Genomic DNA, 26,499 nt, shown 5'->3' with positions numbered 1-26,499 from the left:
TTTGCTCAGATGAAATCGACTGGAGTGCCACCCTCCCGCATTTAAAACGCTCCGCCCCCACAAACGACAAATCACTTACGGCTTGAGTCAAACCCGCAAAGCCTTAACAATGTGTTACTTCGTATTTCCATTTGAGATTCGTTCATGACTGCCCCCTTCCGTTTTCTCGCCTGGCTGATATTGCCGGCGTTGATGTCGTGCAGCTTCAACCTGTTGGCCGCGACTGCCGAGGGCGCCCCACAAGCTCTGCATTTGCTGGACTACATTGGTGCTGACTATCCTCCGACGGTGGAGGCGGGCAAGGTTATCGATGAATCCGAATACCGCGAACAGCTGGAGTTTCTCGGGGTGTTGCAGGGGCTGGTGGCAGAGTTGCCACAGCGCCAGGAACGCGCGGCGTTGGCCAACGGTGTTGATGAACTGTTAGCGGCTGTAACCGCTCATCAGGACGGCGCGACAGTCGCACGCCAAGCCCGGCAATTGGGGGCTCAACTGGCCGTGGCCTATGAAGTCAGTCAGGCCCCGGCGATCACGCCTGATCCAACCCGTGGCGCGCCGCTCTACGCCCAACATTGCTCGGTGTGCCACGGCACAGCGGGCTCCGGTGATGGGCCGGCCAGTGTGGGTATGACGCCGCCGCCCGCTAACCTGCGGGACGCTGTGCGTCTGGATCGCCTGAGCCTCTACGCGATCTACAACACGCTGGGCCTGGGTGTCGAAGGTACCGATATGCCGTCCTTTGCCGACCAACTGGACGATCGCCAACGCTGGGACCTGGCCACTTACATCGCCGGTTTCACCGCCGACCCGGCCGGCGCTAAAAATGAGCAACCGTTTAACCTCGCCGACCTGGCTCGCCAGACGCCCAATGAAGTGCTGGCCGCTAACGGCCCAGCTGCCGCCGCGACGTTCCGCGCCCAGCGGGCGCAACCGCCGCAGGTCAAGCGGGGGCCAGGGCAGTTGCTTGAATACACCGCTACGACCCTGGATAAGAGTTTGGCGGCGTTCCGCAGCGGAGATCACGAACAGGCCTACGACCTGTCGGTGGCCGCGTACCTGGAAGGCTTCGAGCTGGTGGAAAGCTCCCTGGATAACGTCGACGCCAACGTGCGCAAAGACACCGAGAAGGCGCTGATGGCCTACCGGCAGTCGTTGCAGGACGGTTTGCCGGTCGAGCAGGTTCAACAGCGTCTGGACGTGGCCAAAGGCAAACTCACCGAGTCCGCCGGCTTGCTGGGCAGCGACGGCCTGAGCTGGTCGTTGAGCTACATCTCCGGTTTGTTGATCCTGCTGCGTGAAGGCCTGGAAGCGATCCTGGTGCTGGCCGCGATCCTCGCGTTCCTGCGCAACACTGGCCAGCAGTCGGCGGTGCGCAGCGTCAACGTCGGCTGGGGCCTGGCGCTGTTGGCGGGTTTGGCGACCTGGGCGTTGGCCGCGTATGTGATTGACGTGAGCGGCGCCCAGCGCGAGCTGCTTGAGGGCTGCACGGCGCTGTTCGCCAGCGTGATGGTGCTGTGGCTCGGCGTGTGGATGCATGACCGTCGCCACGCTGCGGCCTGGCAGGATTACATCAAGAGCAGCCTGGTGGGCGGTGGCGGGCGTTTTGGCTTTGCGATGCTGGCGTTCTTCTCGGTGTACCGCGAGCTGTTCGAGGTGATCCTGTTCTACGAAACCCTGTGGCTGCAAGCCGGTCCGGCCGGGCACAACGCTGTGCTGGCGGGTGGCGCCACGGCGTTGGTGCTGTTGGTGGGCCTGGCGTGGGTGATCCTGCGGGGTTCGGCGAAGCTGCCGTTGGCGTTGTTCTTCGGAATCAACGCGGCGCTGCTGTGTGCACTGTCGGTGGTGTTTGCGGGGCACGGCGTGAAGGCGTTGCAGGAAGCCGGGATCTTCGGCACGCGGCCGGTGGCATTCTTTGACTTTGATTGGCTGGGGATTCACGCCGATGCCTACTCGCTGAGTGCGCAGGCAGTAGCGATCCTGGCGATTATGGTGCTGTATGGCCGCAGTCGGATGGCTGAGAAGCGCCGGGTGGCGGCATAAGATGCGCGTGTGGATTGATGCCGACGCCTGCCCTCGGGCGGCCAAGGACCAAGTGGTGAAGTTCGCCCTCAAGCGCCAGTTCGAAGTGGTGCTGGTGGCCGGTCAGAGCCAGATCAAGCCGAGCTTTGCCTGCGTGAAGCTGATTGTGGTGCCCAGTGGCCCGGATGCGGCGGATGACTACCTGGTAGAGCACGCAGAGCCTGGTGAACTGGTGATCTGCAGCGATGTGCCGCTGGCTGACCGTTTGGTGAAAAAGGGTGTTACGGCCCTCGATCCACGGGGCAAGGAGTTTAGCCCGGCCAACATGAGTGAGCGCCTGGCAGTGCGCAACCTGTTCACCGATCTGCGCGAGCAGGGCCAGATGGGCGGCGGTCCACCGCCCCATGGCGAGAAGGACAAGCAGGCGTTTGCCAATGCCCTGGACCGAATCCTCACCCGGTTGATGCGCCAAGCCTGATCTGTGTAGTGAGCGGGCAAGCCCGCTCACTACACCCAGTGTTTGGCAAGCTGATCAGTCGTTTTCGTGTGTGAGCTCCAGCAACCGATCCACCAGCTTGTTGATCCCCGAAGCGACCTCGCTGATGTTCTTGCCGAGCATATAGGCCGGGGTACTCACCAGTTTGCGCGCCTGGTCTTCGACGATATCTTCCACCGCGCACTCCTGGTGGGTGGCGCCCATCTTGTCCAGTGCGGCGGCGGTGTCGGCACAGTTGCCAATGGTGCAGGTCACGCCAGGACCGTAGATTTTCGCCGCCAGGGCCGGTGAAATGCAGATCAACCCGACGGGCTTGCCCGCTTCGGCAAAAGCCTCGGCCAGCTCCAGAACCTGCGGGTTGACGCTGCAGCCGGCGCCTTCCACGGCAAAGTTCGACAGGTTCTTCGCCGCACCAAACCCGCCGGGCACGATCAGCGCATCGAAGTCTTCGGCATTGGCTTCGCGGATGTCTTTCACGTCACCCCGGGCGATCCGCGCCGACTCCACCAGCACATTGCGTGACTCGGGCATCGCTTCGCCGGTGAGGTGGTTGATCACGTGCAGTTGCGCGATGTCTGGGGCGAAGCATTGGACCTGAGCGCCGCGCTGGTCCAGGCGCAGCAGCGTGATCACGCTTTCTTGGATCTCTGCGCCGTCGTACACGCCACAGCCGGAAAGGATCACTGCTATCTTTTTGCTCATGGGCATTTCTCCTGGGTTCTTGGCGTTAAATGTCTACTAATTTGTCATCTGTTGCCAATGGGGTCTCGCGCCGCTGCACCTAATCTGATGTAACAAAAATAGACCGGACCAGACCATGGACTTCGTGCCTTACGCGGTACCGTTTTTCATCGCCCTGATTGTGGTGGAGCTGCTCGCCGATCATTGGCGTGGCCAGCGTAACTACCGGGTGGCGGACGCCATCAACAGCCTTAGCACCGGTGTGCTGTCTACCACCACGGGGCTGCTGAGCAAGGGCGTGGGGCTGTTGACCTATGCGTTCGCCCTCAAGCACCTCGCGGTGGTCGAGCTGTCGGCCCAAAGCGTCTGGACCTGGGTGTTCGCCTTTGTGTTCTACGACTTCTGCTACTACTGGCTGCATCGCATGGGGCACGAACGCAACATCTTGTGGACCGCGCACTCGGTGCATCACCAGAGCGAGGACTACAACCTCAGCACTGCCCTGCGCCAGACCAGCACCGGTTTCCTGCTGAGCTGGATCTTCTACCTGCCGCTGGCCGCACTCGGTGTGCCGTTGGTGGTGTTTATCAGCGTGGCGTCCGTCAACTTGCTGTATCAATTCTGGGTGCACACCCGGCATGTGCCCAAACTCGGCTGGTTCGAATGGTTTTTCGTCACGCCATCCAATCATCGGGCCCACCATGCACAGAACGCTCTCTACATGGATCGCAACTACGGCGGGGTGTTCATTATTTGGGACCGCCTGTTCGGCTCCTTCCAGGAAGAAGACGACAACGAGCCGGTCATTTTCGGCGTGACCACGCCGTTGGCCAGCTGGAACCCGCTGTGGGCCAACCTGCAGTTTTATGCACAGCTGTGGAGTGATGCGCGGCGCACAGAAAACCGGTGGGACAAGCTGCGCATCTGGTTCATGCGCACCGGCTGGCGCCCGGCGGACGTGAAGGCCAAGTACCCGCTGGCGAAACATGATTTGAGCCAGTTCCGCAAATTCGAGGTAGCGCTGGATGTGCGCCAACAGGTCTACATCGCCCTGCAGTTCGCGGCGTATGTCGGCTTTGGTAGCTATTTGATGAATGTCGGCGAAGGCTTGCCCACGGCGGCGCTGATCCTGGGCTGGAGTGCCATGGCGTTGGGGCTGTTTACATTGGGTGTGGCTTTGGAGAACCGCCCGTGGGCGTTCAACGCCGAGCTTTCACGGCTGGTGCTGAATGTGCCGCTGGTATGGCTGGCACCGTTGGTCGGTCTGTGGCCGGCCAGCAACCTGGGCTGGCTGGGCCTGCTCAGTTACAGCCTGCTCAGCGTGATTGGCCTCTACTGCTGCAGAAGCCGGTTTACTCGACGGGTGTCTTAGGCGCTTCAACCCGTGCTTGCTCGGCGGCAAGCCGGGCCTTTTCATCGGCACAGGCCTGACGAGCGATACGGGCGTTCTTGAAGCGGCGGCGCAGCCAGAGGCCAACGCCTAGTAGCAGCAACGCGCCCAATACCCATAACTCATATTTCTTCACGCTACCGAGCATGCCTTCCAGCACCGCGCCGAAGTGATAGGCCGCTGCGCCCAACGCGGCCGCCCAGATCGCGGCACCAATACCGTTAAGGATCAGGTAACGCAGCGGCGGGTAGCCGGAAAGACCGATCGCCACTGGCATGACCGTGCGTAGCCCGTAGACGAAGCGAAAGCTCAATACCCAGATATCCGGGTGCTTGCGGATATGCTCCAGCGCTTTGTCGCCCATCAATTGCCAGCGCGGCTTGCGCGCCAACAGCTTGCGGCCGTGCTTGCGGCCCATGTAATACCAAAGCTGATCGCCGGCGTAGCTACCGAAAAAGGCAACCACCACCACCAGGTTGATATCCATGTACCCACGGAACGCCAGGAAGCCTGCGAGAACAAGAATGGTCTCGCCTTCAAAGAAGGTGCCTAGGAAGAGGGCAAAGTAGCCGAAGTCATGCAGAAATTGTTGAAGCATGGTCTGGGTGCTGGCGAAATGAACGCGCAGCCTACGCCTTCACGAAGATTCATGAAAGTATCGAGATGTGTCGCGAAGTGAACATTTCCTATGTAAATGGCGAATGCGACTACAGGTCGCATCCTTAAGCACAACTGTCATACCTTCGTCATAATGGCCGCTTATAACTGCAACGCTCGCCCGTGAACCCGGGCTCAGGAGTCTGTCGTGAGCTTTAACCCCTCCAATCGCCTGTTTCCCGCCACCCGTCTGCGTCGCAATCGTCGTGATGATTTTTCTCGTCGTCTGGTGCGTGAAAACGTACTGACGACCGACGATCTGATCCTGCCGGTGTTTGTGCTGGACGGTGAAAATCGTCGGGAAGCGGTGGCTTCGATGCCCGGTGTCGAACGCCTGAGCATTGATCTGCTGCTTGAAGAAGCCGCGGGCTGGGTCGAGTTGGGGATTCCAGCGCTGGCGCTGTTCCCGGTCACACCGTGTGAACTCAAGTCGCTGGACGCTGCCGAAGCCTGGAACCCGCAAGGAATCGCCCAGCGCGCCACGCGTGCCCTGCGCGAGCGTTTCCCGGAGCTGGGGGTGATCACTGACGTGGCGTTGGACCCGTTCACCACCCACGGTCAGGATGGCATTCTTGACCGGGACGGCTATGTTGAAAACGACATCACCGTGGATGCCCTGGTCAAGCAAGCCCTGTCCCATGCAGCAGCCGGTGCCCAGGTGGTTGCACCGTCGGACATGATGGACGGCCGGATCCAGGCGATCCGCGAATCCCTGGAGCTGGCCGGTCACGTCAACGTGCGGATCATGGCCTATTCGGCCAAGTACGCCAGCGCCTATTACGGCCCGTTCCGCGATGCGGTGGGCTCGGCGCTTAACCTGGGCAAGGCCAACAAGGCTTCGTACCAGATGGACCCGGCCAACAGCCATGAAGCCCTGCATGAAGTGGCGGCCGACTTGGCCGAAGGCGCTGACATGGTGATGGTCAAGCCAGGGATGCCCTACTTGGACATCCTTTATCGGGTCAAAGAAGAATTCAAGGTGCCGACCTTTGTGTATCAGGTCAGTGGCGAATACGCCATGCACATGGCAGCAATACAGAATGGATGGCTGAGTGAAGGGGTGATCCTTGAATCCCTCACAGCCTTTAAACGCGCCGGGGCTGATGGCATTCTGACCTACTTCGCCGCCCGCGCCGCCCAATTGCTTAGAGAGCAACAATAGCCCTCACAGGAACACTCGATGAATACCGAAGGACTCACAGAAGTTGCCGTAAAAGACACTCACCCGGTGGTTGAACAAGTCACCGCAACGCCGCCGGAGCACCAGCCCGCCGTGCCTGTCGTGGTGGCCGAGCCACCTGCGCCGGCCCCAGTGGTCGCTGTGACCAACCTGGATGACAGCAGCCTGTACATCCACCGCGAGCTGTCACAACTGCAATTCAACATCCGCGTACTGGAACAGGCGCTGGATGAGTCCTATCCGCTGCTGGAGCGGCTGAAGTTCCTGCTGATCTTCTCCAGCAACCTGGACGAGTTCTTCGAGATTCGCGTCGCCGGCCTCAAGAAACAAATCACCTTTGCCCGCGAACAAGCCGGCGCCGACGGCCTGCAGCCGCATCAGGCGCTGGCGCGCATCAGCGAACTGGTACACGGCCATGTGGACCGCCAATACGCGATCCTCAACGACATCCTGTTGCCGGAACTGGAAAAACATCAGGTCCGCTTCATCCGTCGTCGTCACTGGACCACCAAGATCAAGACCTGGGTGCGCCGTTACTTCCGTGACGAGATTTCGCCGATCATCACCCCCATTGGCCTCGACCCGACGCACCCGTTCCCGTTGCTGGTGAACAAGAGCCTCAACTTTATTGTCGAGCTGGAAGGTATCGACGCCTTCGGCCGTGACTCAGGCCTTGCGATCATCCCGGCACCGCGTCTGTTGCCACGGATCATTAAGGTACCGGAAGAGGTGGGGGGCGCTGGCGATAACTATGTATTCCTGTCGTCGATGATCCATGCGCACGCCGATGACCTGTTCCAGGGCATGAAGGTGAAGGGCTGCTACCAATTCCGCCTGACCCGTAACGCCGACCTGGCGCTGGACTCCGAAGACGTCGAAGACTTGGCCCGTGCTCTGCGCGGCGAGCTGTTCTCGCGGCGCTACGGCGATGCGGTGCGCCTGGAAGTGGCCGACACCTGCCCTAAACACCTGTCGGACTACCTGCTGAAACAGTTCAACCTGGCCGAATCCGAGTTGTACCAGGTCAACGGCCCGGTGAACTTGACGCGCCTGTTCAGCATTACCGGCCTGGACAGCCATCCGGAACTGCAATACACCCCGTTCACCCCGCAGATCCCGAAATTGCTGCAAAACAGCGAGAATATCTTCAGCGTGGTGAGCAAGCAGGACATCCTGCTGCTGCATCCGTTCGAGTCCTTCACGCCAGTGGTCGACTTGCTGCGACAAGCCGCCAAGGACCCACACGTGTTGGCCGTGCGCCAGACCCTGTACCGTTCCGGCGCCAACTCGGAAATCGTCGACGCCCTGGTCGACGCCGCGCGTAACGGCAAGGAAGTCACGGCGGTGATCGAGTTGCGTGCGCGGTTCGACGAAGAGTCCAACCTGCAGTTGGCCAGCCGCCTGCAAGCGGCCGGCGCGGTGGTGATCTACGGTGTGGTCGGCTTCAAGACCCACGCCAAGATGATGCTGATCCTGCGCCGCGAAGCCGGTGAGATCGTGCGCTACGCGCACTTGGGCACTGGTAACTACCACGCCGGTAACGCCAAGCTCTACACCGACTACAGCCTGCTGACGTCCGACGATGCCTTGTGTGAAGACGTCGGCAAGTTGTTCAGCCAGTTGATCGGCATGGGCAAGACCTTGCGCATGAAGAAGCTGCTGCACGCGCCGTTCACCCTCAAGAAGGGCATGCTCGACATGATTGCCCGCGAAACCCAGTTCGCCCTCGACGGCAAACCGGCGCACATCATTGCCAAGTTCAACTCGTTGACCGATCCGAAGATCATTCGCGCGCTGTACAAGGCCAGCCAGTCCGGCGTGCGCATCGATCTGGTGGTGCGCGGCATGTGCTGCCTGCGTCCGGGCATTGTCGGGGTTTCGCACAACATCCATGTGCGCTCGATCATCGGCCGCTTCCTGGAACACACGCGGGTTTTCTACTTCCTCAACGGTGGCGAAGAGCAGATGTTCCTCTCCAGTGCCGACTGGATGGAGCGCAACCTTGATAAGCGTGTGGAAACATGCTTCCCGGTGGAAGGCAAGAAGTTGATCATGCGGGTCAAGAAGGAGCTGGAAAGCTACCTCACCGACAACACCCACAGCTGGAGCCTGCAGTCGGACGGCCGCTATATTCGCAACACGCCGACCGGCAACCAGAACCCGCGCAGTGCGCAGGCGACGTTGCTGGAGCGCTTGGGTAGCCCGATCCTGACGGTTAACTAACAGCCGACACAAACCTAATGTGGGAGCGGGCTTGCTCGCGAATGCGGTAGATCAGTCAGTACATCTAGTGACTGACACTCCGCATTCGCGAGCAAGTCTGCTCCCACATTTGTTTTTGCAGTGTTCTTTGGACCGGCTCAGCGCATGTTCAGGCTGAACCCTACCCGCGTCAGCCACTCCGCTTCCTGGGCGAAATCCGCCTGGGTCAGCTGATTCTCATCCAGCCAACCTTTCGGGAACACTACGTCCAGGCTGTCGCCGTCGGCGCGCAGGGTCACCTGGGGCATTTCCTGGGTGCCACGGATATGGTGGAACAGGATTGCAAAGCGCAGCAGCACGCACAGGCGAATCAGCTTGATGCCTTCGTCGCCGAACTCTGCGAATTTGTCCTTAGGGATGTTACGGCGGTGGCCACGCACCAACAGCGCCAGCATTTGCTGGTCTTCCCGGGAGAAGCCGGCAAGGTCCGAGTGCTCAATCAGATAGGCACCGTGCTTGTGGTAATGGTAGTGGGCGATATCCAGGCCCACCTCATGCACCTTGGCCGCCCAGCCCAACAACTCGCGCCATACGCCGTCTTCCAGGTCCCAATCCTCGGCGACCTGGTCGAAGGCGTGCAGGGCTTTACGCTCCACCCGGGCTGCTTGTTCCAAGTCGACGTGGTAACGCTCCATCAACGAAGTGAGCGTGCGCTCCCGCACGTCCTCGTGGTGGTGGCGGCCCAGCAGGTCGTAGAGCACACCTTCGCGCAGGGCGCCGTCGCAGTGGTCCATGCGTTGCAACTCGAGGGCGTCGAAGATCGCTTCAAGAATCGCCAGGCCGGCCGGGAAGATGGTACGACGATCCGGCTTGATGCCGTCGAAGTCGATTTTCTCGGCGTCCCCCAGCTTGAACAGTTTGCGTTTTAGCCACGCCAGGCCTTCGGCATTTACTTCACCGGTGCCATGGCCGCCGGCTTTCAGGGCCAGGCCGATGGCGCGGATTGTGCCGGACGAGCCGATGGCTTCATCCCAGGACAGGCGGTGCAGGGCGTGCTCGATGCTCATGATCTCCAGTCGCGCCGCCGTGTAAGCCTGGGCGTAGCGCGCCGGGGTGATCTTGCCATCCTTGAAATAGCGTTGGGTAAAGCTGACGCAGCCCATCTGCAGGCTTTCGCGCAGTAGCGGTTCGAAGCGCTGGCCAATGATGAATTCGGTACTGCCCCCGCCGATGTCGGCGACCAGGCGTTTGCCGGGCGTATCGGCCAGGGTGTGGGACACGCCGAGGTAGATCAGGCGCGCTTCTTCACGGCCAGAGATGACTTCAACGGGATGCCCAAGGATCTCCTCGGCGCGGCGGATGAATTCGCCACGGTTTCGGGCTTCGCGCAGGGCGTTGGTGCCGACGATTCGCACGGCGCCCAGGGGCATGCCGTTGATCAACTGGGCAAATCGCTTGAGGCAATCGAGCCCGCGCTGCATGGATTCTTCGTTGAGTTGGCGCTCATCGTCGATTCCGGCAGCCAGTTGCACTTTTTCGCCGAGCCGCTCAAGGATGCGGATTTCGCCGTTCTGGGCCTTGGCCACGACCATGTGAAAGCTGTTGGAGCCCAGGTCGATGGCGGCGATCAGGGACAGATTCTTGGCTTTGGATTGCGGCATGGTTAGGGGGTCTCGGTCGATAACCCAGCCATCGTGCCACGATCGACCTTTGGTGCCAACGCGTACTGCTTCGGTAATTTTTCTTTGGCTGTGTGTAAGGAATTCTTGTGGGGAATGTAGGACGGTTTTCTAAGCCCGTAGCGAATGATGTTTCATCTTTGTAGGCATAATTAAGCGCTTGTTGTTTTCAGGCTGTTTATGATTTTGCCTACACTAAGTCGGGTAATCACTAATTTGTTTTGTACTTAAGCCTACTCGACGATGAATTCTGGCCCACTTTCTCTATTTACGCCTCCCACGAACAGTGGCGTGTTCTCTCATTCTTTATTCGGGCGGCAAAGCGACAGACTGTCACTCGGCAATTTCGCCGTGGTGTTATTTATTTATGGTCCTATGTTCAGGATGAAGAAAAGATGGGTAAAGGATACCCGGCCATCGTAAACGCACCTGCCCACTATAGATGACAGGTTAAACATGAAAAAAATGCTTGGTTTGACAGTAGGTACTCTGTGTCTGGTCGCGAGTATCGGCGCTCATGCAACAACGGCTGCTGAACTGATTGTACGAGGGACGATCAAGCCGTTGGCTTGCAACCTCAGCCTCGCCGGTGGCGGCATCGTGGATTACGGAATAATTCCCTCCGGCAGTCTGTCCGCCACCAACTTCAATCCTCTAACAGAAAAACCTGTCAGCTTGTCCGTCAGTTGCGGCAAGGCGCCAGCCCAGTTCGGCCTGACGCTGACTGACCTGCAATCGGGCAGCAAGGTGACCGGGATTCTCGGTTCCGGGTTCACCGAGGCGCAGAACTTCGGGCTTGGCCTTGCCAACGGCAAGCGTACGGGTGGCTACTCCGTGAGGCTGACGAATCTGAGCTCGTCCACCGGGCCCCTGAACCCTCTGGTGCGTGTTGGTACCACAGGTTCCTGGCAGCGCAGTGACGGCAAAGTCGCGCAAAGGCCGAGTCAATATTCGTGGGGCAACGGCTCCAGCCTGCAACCCGCATCCATCACCCAACTTACGGGCACTCTGGCTGTGAAAGCCGTTATCAACCGCACGCAAGATCTGGACCTGACCCGCGATACGACGCTGGACGGCCGCGCCACTCTGGAATTGAGTTACATCTAAATACGTTATTAACGGCCGACATTAACGCACAGGCAGTGATGCGTCTCTGTTAAGTGTCGGCTGTTTTTGCGTGGGTGTTCGTTGATTATTGGCTTTATGGCGGTGAGGGAACTCAGTGAAGGCTCTTTCAATAATAGTGATGGCGTTTCTACGGTATGTAAGCGTGTGCCTTTGCTTGTGTGGTTTGGCCGTAGCTGACGGGATGCAACCCGAGACAACAGTTGTGATTTTGAATGAAGAGGACGGTGAGGCGACACTTAATATCAAAAACACTGACCCTGGTGCGGCGTTATTGCATTCGGTCATACAAAACATACCTGAAGATTTGGAATCCTTGTTGATTGTTACGCCGCCCATTACTCGGGTCGAGGCGGGCGACACTCAACTTGTACGCTTCATCATGACCGCGAAGGCACCGCTCAAGACCCAACGCCTGAAGCGAGTCTCCTTTGAAGGTATCCCCCAGGCTCGCGCGCCCGGCGGTGCGACCATCGGTATCACCCTGCGCCAGAACCTGCCGTTGATCCTGCATCCCAAAGGCTTGCCCAAGCACGATGCGCCGTGGCAGTTGCTCACCTGGAAGCGCGAAGGTGACCAGATAAAGGCTTATAACAACAGCGCTTACGTTGTGCGGATGGCACTGGAAGTCCAACTGCATCCGCTGGCGCGTCTGGGAAAGTTACCGCGTACCTACATTCTGCCGGGTGAAGTGCTCACGGTAGCGACAGACAACTCAGTGGCGGGAGTGGTCGCGGTGGAGATTCAACCGGCCACGGTCTACGGGTTTACGGTGGACAGCTACCGCGCACCCGTTACGGCAGATGCGGACTGACAAGCCTATGAAAAAGATCAGGCACTCAGGTCGCTCTGCCAAAAGCGCGTCTGGCAAGGTATTACAGGCGCGTTCCAGGGTCTTGCTGGGGCTCGCGACGCTGTGGGGGTTGCCAGGCTCCAGCGCAGCCGTGGCGCTCGGAGAAGGTTTTGACCTGGCCGCGTTGACAACCCTTGGGATCGACCCGCAGGTGTCCGAATACTTTCGCAGCGCGGCGCGCTTTCGCGAAGGTGTGCATGTGGTCGGGCTGCGGGTCAATGGCGCCCCGCTGGGGTTGGTGGACGCGCGGTTCGATTACCAGGGCCAGTTGTGCTTCACCGAGGCGTTACTGGCGAAGGCGGGTCTGGTCAAACCCTCCCGTGTGATACGCGAAGGCATCAGCCCTGACCAGGCCTGCCATGATTTCGTTGGTGAATACCCGGCGACCATGGTACGGCTGCGCCCGAGCAGCGATGAGGTCACCCTGGTAGTGCCGACCCAGTCCCTGCGCGCGCCAGAGTGGGAGGCCGGGAATTTTTCTCAGGGCGGCGCGGCAGCCATCTTCAACTATGACGTGTTGGGTTTCGATACCCGTTCGCGAAGTGGGCCAAGTCGCTTTGTATCGGCCTATACCGAGGCAGGGTTCAACCTGGGTAACTGGATTGTTCGCAGCCGCCAGTTTTTTATCTCTGACAATGGCCAGACGCGAACCGAGCAGGTGGACGCCTACGCCCAGCGTGATATCGCGGCGTTGCAGTCGACTTTCCAGGCCGGGCAGATTTCCAGCAGAAACCCGATATTTGGCGGGGTGCAACTGGCTGGCTTGCAGTTTTTTCCGGATGGTCAACAACGCGCGGGTGGGGGCAGCAGCGAGGTAGTGGTTGAAGGGCTGGCCCAAAGCCAGTCACGGGTCGAGGTGCGTCAGTCGGGTGCATTGATCCATACCACGCTGGTGCCGGAGGGGCCGTTCAGGCTCACCGGATTACCGTTGCTCAACAGCACCAGCGACCTCGATGTGAGCGTGATTGACGTGCGGGGCGCAAAGCGCAGTTTTGTCGTACCCGCCGCGTCGTTTCGAGGTGGGGCTCCGGTTGCGCCGGGGTATTACTTTTCCGTCGGCAAGGTGCGTGACACGTCCTTCGACAGCCGGGAAGCGCCCGTTGTTGTCATGGGCAGCGGCACCTGGGGGCTGGGCCAGAACTCGTCACTGGGTTTCGGCTTGCTGAGTACCGACGAGTATCAGTCGGCAGGCGGCTCACTGAGCAGTGTGTTTTTCCATCAAATGACGGTGGGCATGCGCCACAACCTGTCCCGTGATGGCCAAGATGGCGTAGGGGGCGCACGCAGCACACTCTCTGTGGGCAGCCCGTTGTTCGCCAACCTCGACATGAACCTGAGCGCCTCTACGCAAAGCCGAGGCTACCGGGAGGTGCTGGACGCAGGCCAGGCGTCGCGTGGGTACGACTTCGATGCGCGTTTCAAGCGCCAGTACACGGCAGGGTTGAGCTGGGCGGACCCGTTTGTGGGTGGTTTTTCCATCAGTTTCACGCGTAGCTCGCAGTTTGACGGGCAGTCCGCCGATCACCTCTTTGCCTCATGGAACAATACGTTTAACGGTGTGGGTGTGGCGCTGATCGCCGACGCTCAGGTCGGTGGGGTCGCGCCTCGACGCCGTGACTCGGTTGCGGGTGGCCGACGCGACGGACGGCTGGACGAAGACGCCTCCCTCCGGCTGCAGGTGACCGTGCCCCTGGGCGGCAATCGCCGAGTCAGTTCTTACGTCAGTCGTCGAGGCGACCGACTGGATGCTGGCACTGCTCTCAGCGAGCGGGTCAACGACTATGTGAACTACGAGGTCGGTGTTGATAGAGACGTGAGCGAGCGTGAACAGAGCGTGCGCGGCCGTGTGGACGTACTGCCGCTTTATACCCGCGTGAGCTTGGGTGCCAGCCGTGATCCGTCGAGCACCAGTTATTCCGGGCAACTGCAAGGCGGCATTGTCGCCCATGAACACGGCGTGACGTTCTCGCCGTATGCAGTGCAGGACACGTTTGGCATCGTCTCGGTGGGCGATATTGCTACGGCCAAGGTCTCCACGGCCCAAGGGCCGGTATGGACGGATTTCAGCGGCCAGGCGGTGATCCCCGGGCTGCAGGCCTACGGCAATAACCATGTGCAAGTACAGACCCAGTCGCTGCCCAGGCGCGTCGATTTGAAGAACGGGACCAAGGTGCTCGCTGCCGGTCGTGGCTCAGTCAACATCCTCAACTTTGATGTGGTGAAAGTCCGTCGTCTGTTGCTTGAAGCCCTGGATGAACAGGGCCGGCCCTTGCCTCAAGGGGCCGCGGTGTTCGGCGAGGACAACAACTTTATGACCAGTGTGGTGGGTGACGGCATGATTTTTCTCAATAACATCAATGGGCCGCAAACGCTGAGGGTTTCATTGCCGGACTCGGCCGCCTGTGTGCTGCAAGTCAACCCTGAGCAAGAGTCTGGCGATGACCAACTTTTCGAAACCGCACCGGCGGTATGCCATGCTCGCTAAGCCGATGAGTGGCTCACATGTTCCCCGCCTCTGCCTGTTGTTGGTCGCCCTGATGGGCAGCCCTGCGCGTGCTGACGACTGCCGGATGACCTTGAGCGAGCCTCGGATCGACTACGGGGTGATGCGTCCTTCGCAAGCGTCGTCTGGCAGGGCGACATTGATGCTGGATACGCAACGTACGCTGCACCTGAGCGTGCTCTGCGCGACTCCCACGGGGATGAGCCTGCGCTTCAGCGGTGCACCCGCTGATGCCCAAAGCTATCAGTTTGGCCGGCAAGGGCGTTTCACTTTGAGCCTGAGGCAGGCGCAGGTCGACGGCAGCCCGGTGTCGTGGCAACCCGATGAAACCGCCAGCGGGCGGCTGCTACCCGGTCGCACGTTGTTTGCCAATGCCGCCGGTGTGGCGGTGACGGGCCGCCGGTTGACGGCCCAGGTGGAGATTGAGGTTCAACTGCCGGCCGATGCCCTCGCGGTACGCCGGGAGATGCAACTGGAGGGCCATGGCCAATTCGAGCTGGTCAGTCCGGCTGCTCCGTAGAGCCGATGAAGTTGGCCAGTTCGGCGGTTTTCGGGTGCGCGAACAAGTGTTTGGGATCGCCGACTTCATGCACCTTGCCCTGGTGCATGAACACCAGCTTGTCGCCGACTTCGCGGGCAAAGCGCATCTCGTGAGTCACCATGATCAGGGTCATGCCGTCCTTGGCCAGTTGGCGCACCACGCTGAGCACTTCATTGACCAGTTCCGGGTCGAGGGCCGAGGTGATTTCATCGCACAGCAGCACCTTGGGCGACATCGCCAGTGCGCGGGCAATCGCCACGCGTTGCTGCTGGCCGCCGGACAAGCGATCGGGGAAGGCGTCGAATTTCTCCCCCAGCCCGACGCGCTCCAGCATTTGCTTGGCCAGCAGCGCAGCCTTGGCCTTGGGCACTTTTTGGACGACTTGCGGCGCGAGCATCACGTTTTCGCCGACGGTCAGGTGCGGGAACAGGTTGAACTGCTGAAACACCATGCCGACTTTCTGCCGCAGGCTGCGCAGGTCAGCGCGGGCGGCGTCGAGGTATTCGCCGTCGACTTCGATCACGCCGTCGTTGATCGATTCCAGGCCGTTGAGGGTGCGCAATAGTGTGGATTTACCCGAGCCGCTGCGCCCTATGATCGCCACCACCTGGCCTTCTTCAACGGTCAGGTCGATGCCCTTGAGTACGTGGTGATCGCCGTAATACTTATGCAGGGCGGAAATTCTAAGCAGAGGCATGCAGTCTCCTTTCCAGGTAGCGCGCACTGAGGGATAGGGGGTAGCAGAGCAGAAAGTAACCAAGCGCCACCAGGCCGTAGACCATGAAGGGCTCGAACGTGGCATTGGCGAGCATGCCGCCGGTCTTGGTCAGTTCGGTAAAGCCGATGATCGAGGTCACGGCGGTGCCTTTGACCACCTGCACCGAGAAGCCCACGGTGGGCGCCACGGCAATGCGCAGGGCCTGGGGCAGGATTACGTAGCGCAGTTGCTCAAGCGGGTTGAGCGCCAGGCTGGCCGACGCTTCCCATTGCCCGTGGGCGATGGAATCGACGCAGCCGCGCCAGATTTCAGCCAGGTAGGCGCTGGTAAACAAGGTCAGGGCGATTGCCGCCGCGAGCCAGGGCGAGATATCCACACCCAGCAGGGCAACGCCGAAAAACACCAGGAACAGCTGCATCAGCAGCGGCGTGCCCTGGAACAGTTCGATATAGGTGCGCGCAACGTTGCGCGGGAGCGCCTTACTGCTGATGCGCATCGTCATCACCAGCAAACCGATCACGCCGCCACCCACAAACGCCACCAGCGACAGCAACAGCGTCCATTGCAGGCCCGTGAGCAGGTTGCGCACGATGTCCCAGAAAGAGAAATCACTCATCGGCTGTTCCTCATCACCCACCTGCGGCCGATCCAGTTGAGCAACTGGCGAATCATCAACGCCATGCACAGGTACACCAAGGTGGTCAGGGCATAGGTTTCAAAAGCGCGGAAATTGCGCGACTGGATAAAGTTGGCGGCGAAGCTCAGCTCTTCAGTTGCGATCTGCGAGCAGACTGCCGAACCGAGCATCACGATGATGATCTGGCTGCTCAGGGCCGGCCACACCTTGCCCAGCGCCGGCAGCAGCACCACGTGGCGGAACGCTTCGAAGCGCGTCATCGCCAGCGCTGCGGCAGCTTCCAGCTGCCCGCGTGGAATCGCCTGGATGCCAGCGCGGATGATTTCCGTGGAGTAGGCGCCCAGGTTGATCACCATCGCCAGCACGGCGGCTTGCCACTCGGTGATCTTCAGTCCCAGGGACGGCAGGCCGAAGAAGATGAAGAACAACTGCACCAGGAACGGTGTGTTGCGGATCAACTCGACGTACACACCGAAGAACCACGCAAACGGCTGGAGCTTCCAGGCCCGCACCACCGCGCCGACTGTGCCCAACGCTACGCCGAGAATCGCGCCGATGGCTGTCAGTTCAAGAGTGAACAGCGCACCACGCAACAGCAGGTCGGTATTGGCCAGCACCGGCACAAAGTCGAATTGATAGGCCATGAATCAGCTCCGCTTTTAGAGATCGGCAGGCAATGGTTCTTTGAGCCACTGCATCGCGTTCTTTTCCAGGCTGCCATCGGCTTTGGCAGCGACCAGGATCTGGTTGACCTTCTCCAGCAGCGCCGGCTCGTTCTTGTTCACGCCCACGTACACTGGCGAGTCCTTGAGCTTCACTTTCAGTGCAGGCACGCGTTTCGGGTTGCGTTCGCTGATCGCCACCATCACCACGTTGCCGCTGGCGATCAGGTCTACCTGGCCGGCCAGGTAGGCGGCGATGGTCGAGTTGTTGTCTTCGAAGCGCTTGATGGTCGCCTCTTTGGGCGCGACGGCAGTCAGCTCGATGTCTTCGATAGCGCCACGGGTCACGCTGATGGTCTTGCCCTTGAGATCGTCCAGGGTACTGATGGCGGCATCAGGCGGGCCGAACACCGCCAGGTAGAACGGTGCGTAGGCCTTGGAAAAGTCGATGACCTTTTCGCGCTCGGCGTTTTTGCCCAGGCTGGAAATCACCAGGTCGACCTTGCCGGTGGTGAGGAACGGGATACGGTTGGTGCTGTTGACCGGGGTCAGTTCCAGCTTGACCTTGAGTTGATCGGCCAGCAGCTTGGCGGTGTCGATGTCCAGGCCGCGCGGCTTCATGTCGGGGCCGACCGAGCCGAACGGCGGGAAGTCCTGGGGCACGGCGACCTTGAGGGTGCCACGGGCAACGATGTCGTCCAGACCGTTGGCATGGGCAGGTGCCTGGCTCAGTATCAGGCTGGCAAACAGTGCAGTAAGCAGGGCGCTGTAGCGCTTGGTCATGGCAACTCTCCGAGAAGGGCGAAGGAATTTTCTGGATTTGCTCAGTGCACAGCCCATGCCATTACCGCTGGAACTGTCTGCGAGGCCGGGATTTGTTGAGCTTCCGTGGTCTTACTGGTCTGAACAGTGAGCTGACGTTTCGCACCCTTTTCGAGCGCCGGTAAAACCCGGCGAGCCCCTTTGGGGCGTGGCTTGCCGCCCGACCCGAATAGCTTTACAACTAGCCGTTCAGTTGACTGGAACCTTGAGTTTTTTATGAATTCCATCGCCCAAGCCGTACCGGAAGCGGCCCTGCAGGCCATCCGCAAACTGATCAAGGAGCAAGGCTTCGGGCCGGGCGATGCTTTGCCGTCCCAGCGCGATCTTGCGCTGCAGTTGGGCGTAAGCCGGGCGTCGTTGCGCGAGGCGTTGTCGTCCCTGAGCGCCTTGGGCGTGGTGAGTGTGCAGCCGGGCAAGGGCGTGTTCGTACAGGCTGCCGACGAGTCGCCGGGGTTTGCCTGGCCGTTTGCGGCGCAGGCTACGCCGCTGGATATCTTCCAGTTGCGCTACGCCCTTGAAGGCTTTGCGGCGGGGTTGGCGGCGGTGACGCTGACCATCGATGAGCTGGATAGCCTGGAAGACAACGTCGAGGCCATGCGCAAGGTGCTCAAGGCCGGCGACTTCGAAGCGGCTGCCCGACTGGACTTCGAATTCCATCAGCGCATCCTGCTGGCCAGTGGTAATCAAGCGATGGTGAGTATTCTCAGCGCCAGTGCCGAAGTGTTCCTCGAGAGCCAGAAACTACCGTTCATCCGGCCGGAGCGGGCCATGGAAACCTGGCAGGAGCACCGCCGGATAGTGCGCGCCCTGGCCCGTCGCGGCAGTGCAGCGGCGCAGAAAACCATGCAGGAACACGTGCGCAATGCGGCGTTGCGCACGGGCATCGCTTTCGTGACTCCCGTAACACCCTGAGTGGGGCGATACCCAAACTCATGCGGCACCATAGCAAGACTCAATCAGAGGCGGCTTCCTGAACGCGGGAAGGGCGGCTATGATGGGCCACGTTTTTTTTGCTTACAATCCGGAGACATCCATGAGCAACGATCTTATCAAGCACGTCACCGACGCGACCTTTGAGGCCGAAGTACTCAAGGCTCAAGGCCCGGTGCTGGTTGACTACTGGGCTGAGTGGTGCGGCCCTTGCAAAATGATCGCTCCAGTCCTGGACGACATTGCAACCACTTACGAAGGCAAGCTGACCATTGCCAAGCTGAACATTGACGACAACCAGGAAACCCCGGCCAAGCACGGCGTGCGTGGTATTCCGACCCTGATGCTGTTCAAGAACGGCAACGTCGAAGCCACTAAAGTAGGCGCGCTGTCGAAGTCTCAGCTGCAAGCTTTCCTCGACGCGAACATCTAAGCGTCTTCAAAAAAGCCCCGCAAATCGCGGGGCTTTTTCGTGAAACAGGGCTAGACGCTCCGAAATTCAGGTGGTACATTCGGTCCCGCACTGGTTTCTCCACTGCCCCCTGCAAGCCGTCGCCGACGCATTCCTTTTCGATTAGTACGCGATCCTGTCGCCTTCTCTGCGGCGCGGCCTCATTAAGCCAAAAGCTTAATTTCCCCCCTCCATAAATGATTACGTCATTCCTATATGAATCTGACTGAACTCAAGCAAAAGCCGATTACCGACCTGCTCCAACTGGCCGAAGAAATGGGCATAGAAAATATGGCCCGTTCGCGCAAGCAGGACGTGATTTTCTCCCTGCTCAAGAAGCACGCGAAAAGCGGCGAGGAAATCTCCGGTGATGGCGTGCTGGAGATTCTCCAGGACGGCTTCGGCTTCCTCCGCTCTGCAGACGCCTCCTATCTTGCCGGCCCAGACGATATCTACGTCTCGCCGAGCCAGATCCGTCGTTTCAACTTGCGCACCGGTGACACCATCGTTGGCAAGATCCGCCCTCCTAAGGAAGGCGAGCGCTATTTCGCCCTGCTCAAGGTCGACACGATCAACTTCGATCGTCCAGAGAACGCGAAAAACAAGATTCTCTTCGAGAACCTGACCCCGCTGTTCCCGACCGTGCGTATGAAGATGGAAGCCGGTAACGGTTCCACCGAAGACTTGACCGGTCGTGTGATCGACCTGTGCGCCCCGATCGGCAAAGGCCAGCGTGGCCTGATCGTCGCGCCGCCGAAAGCCGGTAAGACCATCATGCTGCAGAACATCGCAGCGAACATCGCGCGTAACAATCCTGAAGTTCACCTGATCGTACTGTTGATCGATGAGCGTCCGGAAGAAGTGACCGAAATGCAGCGCACCGTGCGCGGCGAAGTGGTTGCCTCCACGTTCGATGAGCCGCCAACCCGCCACGTGCAGGTTGCCGAAATGGTGATCGAGAAGGCCAAGCGCCTGGTCGAACACAAGAAGGACGTGGTGATCCTGCTCGACTCCATCACCCGTCTGGCCCGTGCCTACAACACCGTGATCCCGAGCTCCGGCAAGGTATTGACCGGTGGTGTCGATGCCCACGCCCTGGAGAAACCGAAGCGTTTCTTCGGCGCTGCGCGCAATATCGAAGAAGGCGGCTCGCTGACCATTATCGCCACCGCGCTGGTTGAAACCGGTTCGAAGATGGACGAAGTGATCTACGAAGAGTTCAAGGGTACCGGCAACATGGAACTGCCCCTGGACCGTCGTATCGCGGAAAAACGCGTGTTCCCGGCGATCAACATCAACCGTTCCGGCACCCGCCGCGAAGAGTTGCTGACTGCCGACGACGAACTGCAGCGCATGTGGATCCTGCGCAAGCTGCTGCACCCGATGGACGAAGTCGCCGCCATCGAGTTCCTGATCGACAAGCTGAAAGCCACCAAGACCAACGACGAGTTCTTCTTGTCGATGAAGCGTAAGTAATACGACGTTTCAGGTCCAAAGAATGGCGCCCTCAGGGGCGCCATTTCTTTTCGTCGGTTTTTTAAGCATTCTCTGTACCCAAATGCACCGCGATAAGCTGCCAGTCGCCGTCATAGCAGGTAGGATGTAGGCCTATTTTACGGGTGGCATGGTTAATGAAATTCAAGGATCTTCGGGATTTCGTGCAGCAACTTGAGCAGCGCGGAGAGTTGAAACGTATCCAGATGCCGATTTCCCCGGTGCTGGAAATGACTGAGATTTGCGACCGTACCCTTCGCAACAAGGGCCCGGCACTGCTGTTCGAGAACCCGACCGGCTTTGATATCCCGGTGCTCGGCAACCTGTTCGGCACCCCCGAGCGCGTGGCTTTTGGCATGGGGGCCGAGGCGGTCAGCGAACTGCGCGAGATCGGCAAGCTGCTGGCCTTCCTCAAGGAGCCCGAGCCGCCCAAGGGGCTGAAGGATGCCTGGTCGAAGCTGCCAATCTTCCGCAAGATCATTGCCATGGCCCCCAAAGTGGTCAAGGACGCGGTGTGCCAGGAAGTGGTCATCGAAGGCGATGACGTCGACCTCGGCATGCTGCCCGTGCAGACCTGTTGGCCAGGCGACGTCGGCCCGCTGATCACCTGGGGCCTGACCGTCACCAAAGGCCCGAACAAGGACCGCCAGAACCTCGGTATCTACCGCCAGCAAGTGATCGGCCGCAACAAGGTGATCATGCGTTGGTTGAGCCACCGTGGCGGCGCCCTGGACTTCCGTGAGTGGTGTGAAAAGCACCCTGGCAAGCCGTTCCCGGTTTCCGTGGCCCTGGGTGCCGACCCGGCTACCATCCTCGGCGCCGTGACCCCGGTGCCGGACAGCCTGTCCGAATACGCGTTTGCCGGCCTGCTGCGCGGCAACCGCACCGAACTGGTGAAGTGCCGTGGTAATGACCTGCAAGTGCCGGCCACGGCCGAAATCATCCTCGAGGGCGTGATTCATCCGGGCGAGATGGCCGATGAAGGGCCGTACGGTGACCACACCGGCTATTACAATGAAGTCGACAGCTTCCCGGTGTTCACCGTCGAGCGCATCACCCATCGGATCAAGCCGATCTACCACAGCACCTACACCGGCCGCCCGCCGGATGAGCCGGCTATTTTGGGCGTGGCGCTGAACGAAGTGTTCGTGCCGATCCTCCAAAAGCAATTCCCGGAGATCACCGACTTCTACCTGCCGCCGGAAGGCTGCTCGTACCGCATGGCCATCGTGACCATGAAGAAGTCGTACCCAGGCCATGCCAAGCGGGTAATGCTCGGTGTGTGGTCGTTTTTGCGACAGTTCATGTACACCAAGTTCGTTATTGTCACCGACGACGACATCAATGCCCGAGATTGGAACGACGTGATCTGGGCCATCACCACGCGCATGGACCCCAAGCGCGATACGGTGATGATCGACAACACGCCGATTGACTACCTCGACTTCGCCTCCCCAGTGTCGGGCTTGGGTTCGAAGATGGGCCTGGACGCCACCCACAAATGGCCGGGTGAAACCACCCGCGAATGGGGTCGGGTGATCGTAAAGGATGAAGCCGTCACTGCCCGTGTCGATGCGATCTGGAAAGAATTGGGAATAGATTGATGCGTGTAACCCTGCAACCTTCCGGCGCCGTGCTGGAGCTGGTCCCTGGCGAGCGAATCCTCGAAGGCGCGCGCCGCTTGGGCTACGAATGCCCCGAGGCCTGTCGCAACGGCGTATGCCATGTGTGCGCCGCGCTGCTCGTGGAAGGCCGAGTGCGGCACGCCGGTGAAGTGCGCGACCATGGTGAGTTCTACACGTGTATCGCTGAGCCGCTGGAAGATTGCATTGTGTTGTGGGATGGCGTGCTGGCGCCGGGAGAGTTGCCATTGCGTAAGTTGTCATGCCAATTGAGTGAATGCGTAGAAGTCGGTGGCGATGTATGGCGCGTGCGCCTGCGCGCGCCGGCCGGCAGGGCGGTGCGTTACCACGCCGGGCAATACTTGATGATCGAGCGCGACAATGGCGAGAAATCGGCATTCTCCCTGGCGTCGGCACCCCATGCTGGACGCGAGCTTGAGTTGCATGTGCTGGTCCGCGAGGACAGTGCGCGCACCCTGTTGGAGCAACTGCAGCGTAACCAGATGGCCCGGATCGAAATGCCCTTTGGTGATACCCACTTGGCCGAGCTGCCGGACGGGCCGCTGGTGTTGATCGCTGCCGGTACCGGCATGGCGCAGATGCACAGCCTGATCGAGCATTGCCGCGCCTCTGGCTTCAAGCACCCGGTGCACCTGTACTGGGGCGTACGTCGCCCGGAAGATTTCTACGACATTGAGCACTGGGACCAGTGGCGGCAACTGCCCAACCTGTTCCTGCACAAAGTTGTCAGCGACTTGTGTGGTTGGGAAGGGCGCTGTGGGTTGTTGCATGAAGCGGTGTGTGAAGACATCACCGACCTCAAGTCGGTGCACGTCTACGCCAGCGGTTCACCGGCGATGATCTACGGTACCCTGGATGCGCTGGTGGATGCCGGTATGGACGCGCACCAGATGCGTGCCGATGTGTTCGCCTACGCCCCACGGGCCTGACGCGATCACATACATCACGGGTGTACGCCGATCAAACTGTGGGAGCGGACTGCGTCGTGTCTGTGTCAGAAGCGCACGCCTGTGGTCACCATCGCCGCATTGAACCCCAGCAACACCATCTCTGCCGCCACCGGCCCGTAATGCGCGCCCACCGACGGAATGATCACCGGTGCCACGCCGTAACGATTCAGTGGGATCTTGTCGCGGTACTTGCCGCGATAACCCTGGATCGCTCCGCCGGTCAGCTTCAAATACACCGGATAGTTCGCCATGTCGTAGCGCTTGCCCGCGTACGCGTAATACGAGCGCTGCCTGAACGAATTGCGAAACGTTGCCCCGCCATACACGAAACCTGACGCTTCGTTGCGCTCCAGGCCGATCAGGTCCTGGTTGTTGTTGTGCTCCGGGTCGGGCGCGAAATGCCGAGTGTAGACGCTGGTCTGCGCGTACCAGAAGCCTTTGTCGTCCTCGCTCGCGAGTGTTTCGCCAGCCAGTGCGGTGGTGGCCTGGGCCAGGAACAACAGGCCAGGCATTCGGAATCTGTTCATGGGTGCGACCTCAAGAGTCGATTGGGTGGGCGGCTAAGTGGGTCGTGATGTGTGCACTATTTTGATGGGTTGGCGGGTTCCCAGGCTGAACCGGGGCTGAAAGCGACGGCATTGGCACGCGTAATGCTGACAAATGGCTGTGGCGCTTATATCCGTACTTATTCGCTTACGGTATTTAGTGTCTCAGGCAAATGTCCTTAAGCTATATCTGAGACGGGCGGCTTATTGCTGCGGGTTTTATTACGGTAAAGTTGCTTACAACTGGTAATACATAGGAGGCGTACCGCTTTTCGCCATGACCGCCATTGAAACTGATCTTTTGCAGTTGGCTTACCCTCCGCGTCTCGATCTTGGGCCGCAACTCACTCACGAACAATTGATGAGCTCGATGCAGGCCACCATGGCCCGGCATAAGGGTGGGCCGGTCTGGCTATTTGCGTATGGTTCGCTGATCTGGCGCCCTGAATGCTCGTCGACCGAGCGCATGCGGGCACGGGTCCATGGTTATCATCGGGGTCTTTACTTGTGGTCCCACGAGCACCGGGGTACGCCGGAATTACCAGGTTTGGTCTTTGGTCTGGATCGCGGCGGCTCTTGCAGCGGGTTTGCTTACCGCTTGCCGGAAGATCAACTGGAGGCCTCGCTCTACGCCTTGTGGCAGCGCGAGATGCCTTACCCCTCTTACCGGCCGCACTGGCTCAGCTGCCGTCTGGAAGATGGCAGTACGGTGCAGGCATTGGGATTTGTTTTGGAGCGGCACCTGCCCAGCTACGCTGGCAACTTGCCTGATATCGTGCTGAACCACGTGTTGCAAAGCGCTTGCGGGCGTTACGGCACTACGCGTGATTATGTCGAGCAGACCGTCAACGCCCTGCGTAGCCACGCCATGCCAGATAAAAACCTGGAGGCGCGGCTCAAGCGTTGTGCGAAGGATTGCTCAGGCGGTTAACGCGCCGAGCTGACGCTGTTGGTGTGCCACAACGTTGGGATCAGGAAGGCGATTGCCAACACGCACGCGCCGATCAGCAGCACGAAACCACCGTCCCAGCCGAAGTGGTCCACGGTGTAGCCCATGGCCGCACTCGCTGCCACCGAGCCCCCCAGGTAACCGAACAAACCGGTGAAGCCCGCCGCTGTGCCGGCGGCTTTTTTCGGTGCCAGCTCCAGCGCCTGCAGGCCGATCAGCATTACCGGGCCGTAGATCAGGAAGCCGATGGACACCAGCGCGATCATGTCGACCATCGGGTTACCCGGCGGGTTGAGCCAGTACACCAGGGTCGCCACGGTCACCAGGGCCATGAACACGATGCCGGTGAGGCCACGGTTGCCACGGAAGATCTTGTCCGACATCCAGCCGCACAGCAGCGTGCCCGGGATACCTGCCCACTCATAGAAGAAGTACGCCCAGGACGATTTGTCGACCGTGAAGTGCTTGGCTTCTTTCAAGTAGGTCGGCGCCCAGTCCAGTACGCCGTAGCGCAGCAGGTAGACGAACACGTTGGCGAAGGCGATGTACCAGAGCATTTTGTTGCGCAGCACGTACTTGACGAAGATTTCCTTGGCGCTGAATTCGTCTTCGTGGCTGGCGTCATAGCCTTCCGGGTAGTCGTTCTTGTACTTCTCGATCGACGGCAGGCCGACTGATTGCGGGGTGTCGCGCATGGTGATGAAGGCAAACGCCGCCACTGCCAATGCCACGGTCGCCGGTACATAGAACGCTGCGTGCCAGTCGTTGAACCAGGCCATGCCCAGCAGGAACAGCGGGCCGATCAGGCCGCCGCCGACGTTGTGCGCCACGTTCCATACCGACACCACGCCGCCGCGTTCTTTCTGCGACCACCAGTGCACCATGGTCCGTCCACTGGGCGGCCAGCCCATGCCTTGAGCCCAGCCGTTGATGAACAGCAAAATGAACATCATGGTCACGCTGGACGTCGCCCAAGGTGCGAAACCGAAAATGAACATGACCCCAGCTGAAACCAACAGGCCGAAGGGCAGGAAATAGCGCGGGTTGGAGCGGTCGGACACCAGGCCCATGAGGAACTTGGACAGACCGTAGGCAATCGCGATAGCCGACATCGCCAGGCCCAGTTCACCACGGGTGTAACCCTCGTCGATCAAGTAGGGCATGGCCAGGGAGAAGTTTTTACGCAGCAGGTAGTACCCGGCGTAACCGAAGAAAATACCCGCGAAGATCTGCCAGCGCAGGCGTCGGTAGGTACTGTCTATTTTTTCTTCAGGCAGGGGCGCCTGATGTGCGGCAGGACGAAAGAAAGCAAACATTCAAGAGCTCCAGATTTCTTGTTTTGACTGCGGATGCGAATGTTACAGTTTCGTTA

Annotated in this window: 24 protein-coding genes; 15 read left to right on the top strand and 9 right to left on the bottom strand. The window is 60.0% G+C overall.

Annotated features, from left to right (window positions below; all coding sequences use genetic code 11):
- The first annotated feature begins 144 nt into the window (after positions 1-144).
- Positions 145-2,040: an FTR1 family protein gene (locus AACY08_RS19600; RefSeq protein ID WP_339471008.1), complete on the top strand. Its 1,896-nt coding sequence runs from the start codon at positions 145-147 to the stop codon at positions 2,038-2,040.
- Between the two features lies 1 nt (position 2,041).
- Complete coding sequence (locus tag AACY08_RS19595; protein WP_065875426.1) at positions 2,042-2,497, top strand: YaiI/YqxD family protein; 456 nt, start codon at positions 2,042-2,044, stop codon at positions 2,495-2,497.
- Positions 2,498-2,551: 54 nt separating this feature from the next.
- Here the strand turns inward: AACY08_RS19595 and elbB are convergent, their stop codons facing one another.
- On the bottom strand, positions 2,552-3,217 hold the full coding sequence (gene elbB / locus AACY08_RS19590) for an isoprenoid biosynthesis glyoxalase ElbB (RefSeq protein ID WP_339471007.1): 666 nt from the start codon (positions 3,215-3,217) through the stop codon (positions 2,552-2,554).
- 115 nt (positions 3,218-3,332) lie between these two features.
- On the opposite strand from elbB, the gene AACY08_RS19585 reads away from it, so the two are divergent.
- Positions 3,333-4,568, top strand: a complete 1,236-nt coding sequence (locus tag AACY08_RS19585) for a sterol desaturase family protein (RefSeq protein ID WP_339471006.1) — start codon at positions 3,333-3,335, stop codon at positions 4,566-4,568.
- Here AACY08_RS19585 and AACY08_RS19580 read toward each other — a convergent pair.
- Entirely contained in the window at positions 4,549-5,184 is a 636-nt protein-coding gene (locus AACY08_RS19580) for a DedA family protein (RefSeq protein WP_339415149.1), read from the bottom strand. The genes AACY08_RS19585 and AACY08_RS19580 overlap by 20 nt on opposite strands.
- Before the next feature lie 207 nt (positions 5,185-5,391).
- Here AACY08_RS19580 and hemB point away from each other — a divergent pair, with 207 nt between their 5' ends.
- The gene (gene hemB, locus AACY08_RS19575; RefSeq protein WP_339471005.1) at positions 5,392-6,405 is read left to right on the top strand and encodes a porphobilinogen synthase; all 1,014 of its coding nucleotides are present in this window, start codon (positions 5,392-5,394) and stop codon (positions 6,403-6,405) included.
- An 18-nt stretch (positions 6,406-6,423) separates the two neighbouring features.
- Positions 6,424-8,646: a polyphosphate kinase 1 gene (gene ppk1, locus AACY08_RS19570; RefSeq protein WP_339436185.1), complete on the top strand. Its 2,223-nt coding sequence runs from the start codon at positions 6,424-6,426 to the stop codon at positions 8,644-8,646.
- Between the two features lie 137 nt (positions 8,647-8,783).
- Here ppk1 and ppx read toward each other — a convergent pair whose 3' ends face one another.
- Positions 8,784-10,286 (bottom strand): exopolyphosphatase, encoded by a 1,503-nt coding sequence (gene ppx, locus AACY08_RS19565; RefSeq protein WP_339471003.1) that lies wholly within the window; start codon positions 10,284-10,286, stop codon positions 8,784-8,786.
- Between the two features lie 474 nt (positions 10,287-10,760).
- Between ppx and AACY08_RS19560 the strand changes: the two genes are divergently transcribed.
- The 4 genes from AACY08_RS19560 to AACY08_RS19545 all read left to right on the top strand — a co-directional run bounded on the left by AACY08_RS19560 (position 10,761) and on the right by AACY08_RS19545 (position 15,305).
- Complete coding sequence (locus AACY08_RS19560; protein ID WP_339471002.1) at positions 10,761-11,411, top strand: DUF1120 domain-containing protein; 651 nt, start codon at positions 10,761-10,763, stop codon at positions 11,409-11,411.
- Positions 11,412-11,550: 139 nt separating this feature from the next.
- The gene (locus AACY08_RS19555) at positions 11,551-12,243 is read left to right on the top strand and encodes a fimbria/pilus chaperone family protein (RefSeq protein ID WP_339471110.1); all 693 of its coding nucleotides are present in this window, start codon (positions 11,551-11,553) and stop codon (positions 12,241-12,243) included.
- Positions 12,244-12,250: 7 nt separating this feature from the next.
- Positions 12,251-14,767, top strand: coding sequence for a fimbria/pilus outer membrane usher protein (locus tag AACY08_RS19550; RefSeq protein WP_339471001.1), 2,517 nt, complete (start codon positions 12,251-12,253; stop codon positions 14,765-14,767).
- A gap of 4 nt (positions 14,768-14,771) precedes the next feature.
- A complete protein-coding gene (locus AACY08_RS19545; protein WP_339471108.1) occupies positions 14,772-15,305 on the top strand; it encodes a hypothetical protein in 534 nt (177 codons plus the stop codon).
- On the opposite strand, the gene AACY08_RS19540 is transcribed toward AACY08_RS19545, so the two are convergent.
- The 4 genes from AACY08_RS19540 to AACY08_RS19525 are packed head-to-tail and all read right to left on the bottom strand — an operon-like array spanning position 15,286 to position 18,126.
- Positions 15,286-16,023 (bottom strand): amino acid ABC transporter ATP-binding protein, encoded by a 738-nt coding sequence (locus tag AACY08_RS19540; protein WP_339471000.1) that lies wholly within the window; start codon positions 16,021-16,023, stop codon positions 15,286-15,288. The genes AACY08_RS19545 and AACY08_RS19540 overlap by 20 nt on opposite strands.
- The gene (locus tag AACY08_RS19535) at positions 16,010-16,660 is read right to left on the bottom strand and encodes an amino acid ABC transporter permease (protein ID WP_339415157.1); all 651 of its coding nucleotides are present in this window, start codon (positions 16,658-16,660) and stop codon (positions 16,010-16,012) included. Before AACY08_RS19535 ends, AACY08_RS19540 begins: the two co-directional genes overlap by 14 nt.
- On the bottom strand, positions 16,657-17,325 hold the full coding sequence (locus AACY08_RS19530; RefSeq protein ID WP_339470999.1) for an amino acid ABC transporter permease: 669 nt from the start codon (positions 17,323-17,325) through the stop codon (positions 16,657-16,659). Before AACY08_RS19530 ends, AACY08_RS19535 begins: the two co-directional genes overlap by 4 nt.
- Before the next feature lie 15 nt (positions 17,326-17,340).
- The gene (locus tag AACY08_RS19525; RefSeq protein ID WP_339470998.1) at positions 17,341-18,126 is read right to left on the bottom strand and encodes a transporter substrate-binding domain-containing protein; all 786 of its coding nucleotides are present in this window, start codon (positions 18,124-18,126) and stop codon (positions 17,341-17,343) included.
- A gap of 255 nt (positions 18,127-18,381) precedes the next feature.
- Here AACY08_RS19525 and AACY08_RS19520 point away from each other — a divergent pair, with 255 nt between their 5' ends.
- The 5 genes from AACY08_RS19520 to AACY08_RS19500 all read left to right on the top strand — a co-directional run bounded on the left by AACY08_RS19520 (position 18,382) and on the right by AACY08_RS19500 (position 23,612).
- Positions 18,382-19,077, top strand: a complete 696-nt coding sequence (locus AACY08_RS19520) for a FadR/GntR family transcriptional regulator (protein ID WP_339427620.1) — start codon at positions 18,382-18,384, stop codon at positions 19,075-19,077.
- Positions 19,078-19,198: 121 nt separating this feature from the next.
- A complete protein-coding gene (trxA, locus tag AACY08_RS19515) occupies positions 19,199-19,528 on the top strand; it encodes a thioredoxin TrxA (RefSeq protein WP_003213989.1) in 330 nt (109 codons plus the stop codon).
- Between the two features lie 234 nt (positions 19,529-19,762).
- Entirely contained in the window at positions 19,763-21,022 is a 1,260-nt protein-coding gene (gene rho, locus AACY08_RS19510) for a transcription termination factor Rho (RefSeq protein WP_048729328.1), read from the top strand.
- Positions 21,023-21,177: 155 nt separating this feature from the next.
- Positions 21,178-22,644 (top strand): 4-hydroxy-3-polyprenylbenzoate decarboxylase, encoded by a 1,467-nt coding sequence (gene ubiD / locus AACY08_RS19505; protein ID WP_049711003.1) that lies wholly within the window; start codon positions 21,178-21,180, stop codon positions 22,642-22,644.
- On the top strand, positions 22,644-23,612 hold the full coding sequence (locus AACY08_RS19500) for a CDP-6-deoxy-delta-3,4-glucoseen reductase (protein WP_339470996.1): 969 nt from the start codon (positions 22,644-22,646) through the stop codon (positions 23,610-23,612). Before ubiD ends, AACY08_RS19500 begins: the two co-directional genes overlap by 1 nt.
- 65 nt (positions 23,613-23,677) lie before the next feature.
- Here the strand turns inward: AACY08_RS19500 and AACY08_RS19495 are convergent, their stop codons facing one another.
- Positions 23,678-24,160, bottom strand: coding sequence for a sn-glycerol-3-phosphate transporter (locus AACY08_RS19495; RefSeq protein ID WP_339470995.1), 483 nt, complete (start codon positions 24,158-24,160; stop codon positions 23,678-23,680).
- A 295-nt stretch (positions 24,161-24,455) separates the two neighbouring features.
- Here AACY08_RS19495 and AACY08_RS19490 point away from each other — a divergent pair, with 295 nt between their 5' ends.
- Positions 24,456-25,109, top strand: a complete 654-nt coding sequence (locus AACY08_RS19490; RefSeq protein WP_049711006.1) for a gamma-glutamylcyclotransferase — start codon at positions 24,456-24,458, stop codon at positions 25,107-25,109.
- On the opposite strand, the gene glpT is transcribed toward AACY08_RS19490, so the two are convergent.
- Positions 25,106-26,443, bottom strand: coding sequence for a glycerol-3-phosphate transporter (gene glpT / locus AACY08_RS19485; RefSeq protein WP_339470994.1), 1,338 nt, complete (start codon positions 26,441-26,443; stop codon positions 25,106-25,108). The genes AACY08_RS19490 and glpT overlap by 4 nt on opposite strands.
- Between the last annotated feature and the right edge of the window lie 56 nt (positions 26,444-26,499).

Source organism: Pseudomonas sp. EL_65y_Pfl1_R83 (assembly GCF_963970695.1).
Taxonomy (GTDB): domain Bacteria; phylum Pseudomonadota; class Gammaproteobacteria; order Pseudomonadales; family Pseudomonadaceae; genus Aquipseudomonas; species Aquipseudomonas tritici.
This window is presented reverse-complemented; position numbering and strand designations above follow the sequence as displayed.